Consider the following 2,191-nt stretch of genomic DNA (forward strand, 5'->3'; position numbering starts at 1 on the left):
GGCGAGGCGACACATGCGCCAGTAAGGATAAGGATGAGCGGTGCGACCCGGCCTGGATTCACGGTTTGAGGCGCTCTGTCGCAAGCTGCGGGGTTGCATAGGGCTCCTGGAACTCCACCGACCAGTAGCGTAGTTCATCGAGGGCAATCGGAACGCCCGATGAGGCGCAGAACACATGCTGACCAGCGCGCAATACGCGAAAGCCATTGGGTCCATAGTGCAGCTTGGCCTCGCCCGAAGCGCGGTCGGAATTCTTGTTCATCAGCATGGAAGTTTCCATAGCATCTGGAACCTAGCCAAACAAATCATCTTGCGTTGGCGGCGCTCCCACCGGTTTCGGCTTGGGCTTTGATCGAGGCGCTGGCGGCGCTGCCCTGGACTGGTGCGTGGTGACCGCGAGATCGCCGTCGCGGAACTTCAGCGTCAGAGCCGCCTCTTTCGACGCCTCCGCCTGGGACGTCAGCGTATGTCCGTCAGGGCCCAGGACCCGTGCATAGCCGCGCTGCAAGACGGCGTCCGGATCGAGCGAGCGCATGACCCGCTCAAGTGCGCCGAGGCGCGCGCGTTTCTCTGCCAAGCGGCGTTCCACCATCGAGGGCATCAGGCGTACGCTTTCAAGCGAACGAGTGGCCTCGCGAAGGCCGCGTTCGAGTATCGCCGGGGGCAATCGCAACTTGCCCAGCTTTTCGCGGCCCCGCGCTGTCCGATCGGTCAAACCACGCCGCAGACGGTCCGACAGGTCGTCGAGAGCCTGCGCCGGTGGCTGAAGCAGCGCCGCAGGGCCGGGAAGCCGCTGCACCCGCGCCTCCAGCCGCTCGCGGCCAAGCTGTACGGGCCGCAGGATCGCGCGCTCCTTGCGCGCGCCGAAGTCCGCCAGTGTCGCCGCGAGTTCGGCGCGAACCGGGACGGCCATTTCTGCGGCCGCCGTCGGCGTCGGAGCGCGGCGGTCGGCGGCAAAATCGGCCAGCGTCGTATCGGTCTCGTGACCCACAGCGCTGATCGTCGGTATCGAGCATTCGGCGATGGCGCGGACGACAGCTTCTTCGTTGAAGCTCCACAGATCCTCGATCGAGCCGCCGCCGCGGGCCACGATCACCAGGTCAGGCCGGTCGGGATGGCCTGCTGGCAGGCCCGAGAAGCCGCGCACTGCGGCTGCCACCTGATCTGCTGCACCCTTGCCCTGCACCAGCACGGGCCACACGATTACGCGGCTGGGAAACCGGTCCGCCAGCCGGTGCAAGATGTCGCGAATCACCGCGCCTGTAGGGGATGTCACCACCCCGATCGTTCGCGGCAGGAATGGCAGGGCACGCTTGCGCCCTTCATCGAAAAGCCCTTCTGCTGCCAGCCGCGCCTTGGTCTTTTCGAGCAGGGCCAGCAGCGCACCTTCGCCCGCCAACTCCATCCGCTCGATTACGATCTGGTACTTGGAGCGCCCTGGATAGGTCGTCAGCTTGCCTGATGCGACGACCTCCAGGCCGTCTTCCGGCTGGAATGGCAAGCGCTGCGTATTGCCGCGCCACATCACGCCATCGATGACAGCCTTCTCGTCCTTAAGGGCGCAATACAGGTGACCCGAGGCAGCACGTTTCACGCCGGACAACTCGCCGCGCAGGCGCACAAATCCGAACTGGTCTTCCACGGCCCGCTTCAGGAGCGAAGAAATCTCGCTGATCGAAAGCGGGGCAGCGTTGTCCCCGGCGCGGCCCTTCGCTACCAAGCTGTCTTCTTCTGGGTTTGACGGGAAATCGGCGGGCATGAATATCCTTTTGCTGGGCGGCGGCGGGCGCGAACATGCGCTGGCTTGGAAACTGGCGCAATCGCCCATGTGCGACAAGCTGTGGGCGAGCCCGGGCAATCCCGGCATGGCAGAATGCGCGGAAAGTGTCGCGCTCGACGCGTCGGACCATGCGAGCGTAGAGCAATTCTGCCGCGACAATTCGATTGGGCTGGTCGTTATCGGTCCCGAGGCGCCGCTGGTCGATGGCCTGGCAGACGATCTGCGCGCTGCGGGCTTCCCGGTGTTCGGCCCTTCGAAAGCGGCAGCGCAGCTTGAAGGCAGCAAGAGCTTCACCAAGGAATTGTGCGAGCGCGCCGATATTCCCACGGCGCGGTTCGTTCGCTGCACTTCGCTCGAGGCGGCCTGGGGTGCGCTGAAGAAATTCGACCCGCCCTTCGTGCTCAAGGCTGA

General features: G+C 65.0%; 3 protein-coding genes. 1 reads left to right on the plus strand and 2 read right to left on the minus strand.

What is annotated here, in order from left to right:
• Nucleotides 1-58: 58 nt before the first annotated feature.
• Nucleotides 59-268, minus strand: coding sequence for a DUF2093 domain-containing protein (locus AC16XC_RS10965; protein WP_221424113.1), 210 nt, complete (start codon nucleotides 266-268; stop codon nucleotides 59-61).
• A gap of 24 nt (nucleotides 269-292) precedes the next feature.
• A complete protein-coding gene (gene xseA, locus AC16XC_RS10970) occupies nucleotides 293-1,759 on the minus strand; it encodes an exodeoxyribonuclease VII large subunit (RefSeq protein ID WP_484034697.1) in 1,467 nt (488 codons plus the stop codon).
• On the opposite strand from xseA, the gene AC16XC_RS10975 reads away from it, so the two are divergent.
• On the plus strand, nucleotides 1,758-2,191 hold a 434-nt coding region (locus tag AC16XC_RS10975), incomplete at its 3' end, for a phosphoribosylamine--glycine ligase (RefSeq protein ID WP_484034698.1). The two genes, xseA and AC16XC_RS10975, sit on opposite strands and share 2 nt — an antisense overlap.

The organism is Candidatus Andeanibacterium sp. (genome assembly GCF_057143545.1).